At 70.0% G+C, this 2,678-nt stretch carries 2 protein-coding genes; both read right to left on the bottom strand.

Annotation, left to right across the window (positions count from 1 at the left end):
- Positions 1-19: 19 nt before the first annotated feature.
- Entirely contained in the window at positions 20-1,114 is a 1,095-nt protein-coding gene (gene prfA, locus ACI3KX_RS22005; protein ID WP_363357792.1) for a peptide chain release factor 1, read from the bottom strand.
- A gap of 6 nt (positions 1,115-1,120) precedes the next feature.
- The coding region (gene rho, locus ACI3KX_RS22000; RefSeq protein ID WP_404911084.1) for a transcription termination factor Rho at positions 1,121-2,678 on the bottom strand (1,558 nt) is incomplete at its 5' end.

Below are 2,678 nucleotides of genomic sequence, written 5' to 3'. Positions count from 1 at the left end.
GCGCAGCGGGGGCGGGGGGTCAGGCGTCGCCGCCGAGGGCGGCGAGGCGCGCCTCCTCGTCGGCGGTGATCGCCGATTCGATGATCGGCTCGAGCGCACCGTCCATCACCTGGTCGAGGTTGTACGCCTTGTAGCCGGTGCGGTGGTCGGCGATGCGATTCTCGGGGAAGTTGTACGTGCGGATGCGCTCGGACCGGTCCATGCCGCGGATCTGCGACCTGCGGGCGTCGGATGCCGCCGCCTCGAGCTCTTCCTGCTGCTTGGCGAGCAGGCGCGCACGCAGTACGCGCATGCCGGCCTCGCGGTTCTGCAGCTGCGACTTCTCGTTCTGCATCGACACGACGATCCCCGTCGGCACGTGGGTGATGCGCACCGCCGAGTCGGTCGTGTTGACCGACTGGCCGCCCGGACCCGACGATCGGAAGACGTCGATCTTGAGGTCGTTCTGGTCGATGTGGATCTCTTCGGGCTCGTCGACCTCGGGGAACACCAGCACGCCGGTCGTCGAGGTGTGGATGCGCCCCTGCGACTCGGTCGCCGGCACCCGCTGCACGCGATGCACGCCGCCCTCGTACTTGAGGTGCGCCCAGACGCCCTGCGCGGGGTCGGACGAGGACCCCTTGATCGCGACCTGGACGTCCTTGTACCCGCCCAGATCGGACTCGTTGCGCTCGAGGAGCTCGGTCTTCCAGCCCTTGGACGCCGCGTACTGCAGGTACATGCGCAGCAGATCGGCGGCGAACAGCGCCGACTCGGCACCGCCCTCGCCCTGCTTGATCTCCATGATCACGTCACGCGCGTCGTCCGGGTCCCGCGGGATCAGCAGCCGCCGCAGCCGCTCCTGGGCCTCGCCGAGGCGCGCCTCGAGCGCGGGCACCTCCTCGGCGAACGCCTCGTCCTCACGCGCGAGCTCGCGGGCGGCATCCAGATCATCGGATGCCGCCAGCCAGTCCTCGTTCGCCTTCACGATGCGCGACAGCTCGGCGTAGCGCCGGTTGACCCGCTTCGCGCGCGCCGCATCGGCGTGCACCGCGGGGTCGGAGAGCTCCTCCTGCACCGCGCGGTGCTCGTCGATCAGCGCCCGGACGGAATCGAACATCGCGGGCTCGACCATCGGGGATCAGCGGATGCTGTTGTCGTCCGCGTGGCTGCGTCCGCCGCTGTGGCCGGTGGTGGGAGCCGGGATCGACTTCTGCATCTGCACGAGGAACTCGACGTTCGACGACGTCTCCTTGAGCTTGCCGAGCACGACCTCGAGGGCCTGCTGCGGGTCGAGACCCGCCAGCGCGCGACGCAGCTTCCAGGTGATCTTGACCTCGTCGGGCGAGAGCAGCATCTCCTCGCGGCGGGTGCTCGACGCGTTGACGTCGACCGCCGGGAAGATGCGCTTGTCGGCGAGCTGGCGCGACAGGCGCAGCTCGCTGTTGCCGGTGCCCTTGAACTCCTCGAAGATGACGTCGTCCATCTTGGAGCCGGTCTCGACGAGCGCGGTCGCGAGGATCGTGAGCGATCCGCCGTTCTCGATGTTGCGCGCGGCGCCGAAGAAGCGCTTGGGCGGGTACAGCGCCGAGGCGTCGACGCCACCGGTGAGCACACGGCCCGAGGTGGGCGCCGAGATGTTGTACGCACGGCCCAGACGCGTGATCGAGTCGAGCAGCACGACGACGTCGCGACCGAGCTCCACCAGGCGCTTGGCGCGCTCGATGGCGAGCTCGGCGACCGTGGTGTGGTCCTCGGCGGGACGGTCGAAGGTCGAGGCGATGACCTCGCCCTTCACGGTGCGCTGCATGTCGGTGACCTCTTCGGGCCGCTCGTCGACCAGCACCACCATGAGGTGGACCTCGGGGTTGTTGATCGAGATCGCGTTGGCGATCTGCTGCAGCACGATCGTCTTGCCGGCCTTGGGCGGCGCGACGATGAGGCCGCGCTGACCCTTGCCGATGGGCGCGACGAGGTCGATGATGCGCTGGGTCAGCTTCTCGGGCCCGGTCTCGAGGCGCAGGCGCTCCTGCGGGTACAGCGGCGTCAGCTTGCCGAACTCGACACGCGTCGCGGCGTCGTCGACCGAGAGGCCGTTGACGGCGTCGACCTTGACCAGCGCGTTGTACTTCTGGCGGCTGGACTGCTCGCCCTCGCGCGGCTGCTTGATGGCGCCGACGACCGCGTCGCCCTTGCGGAGGTTGTACTTCTTGACCTGTCCGAGCGAGACGTAGACGTCGCTCGGGCCGGGCAGGTAGCCGGACGTGCGGACGAACGCGTAGTTGTCGAGCACGTCGAGGATGCCGGCGATCGGGATGAGGACGTCGTCCTCGCCGATCTCGGTGTCGAACTCGTCACCGCTGCTGGCCTGCGTGCCGCGGCGCTTGTTGCGCTGGCGGCCACGGCCGTTGCCCTGCGACTGCTGGTCGTCCTCGGGCGTCTCTGCCTTGGCGGGCTCGGCCGCGGCGGGCTGCGCCTTCTGGTTCTGATCGCCCTGGGTGTTCTGCGCCTGCGCGCCCTGACCGCCCTGGGCGTTCTGGTTCTGGGCGTTCTGGTTGCGGTTGCGGCTGCGGCTGCGGCTGCGGCTGCGCCCACGAGACGGCGCCTCGCCGCCCTCGCCCTCGGCGGCCTGCTCGCCGTCACCCGACTCGGCGGGCGCCTCGGCGTCCGCCTCGGTCGCCTCTGCGGCGTTCTCGCCG

The sequence above is a fragment of the Microbacterium sp. ZW CA_36 genome (assembly GCF_044987475.1).
GTDB lineage: Bacteria > Actinomycetota > Actinomycetes > Actinomycetales > Microbacteriaceae > Microbacterium.
The sequence above is the reverse complement of the archived record's forward strand: the minus strand, read 5'-3'. Positions and strand labels throughout refer to the sequence as shown.

Bases quoted from the DNA above. Each gene is read 5' to 3' on its own strand.
- prfA (WP_363357792.1), bottom strand. From the start codon at position 1,114: ATGGTCGAGCCCGCGATGTTCGATTCCGTCCGGGCGCTGATCGACGAG.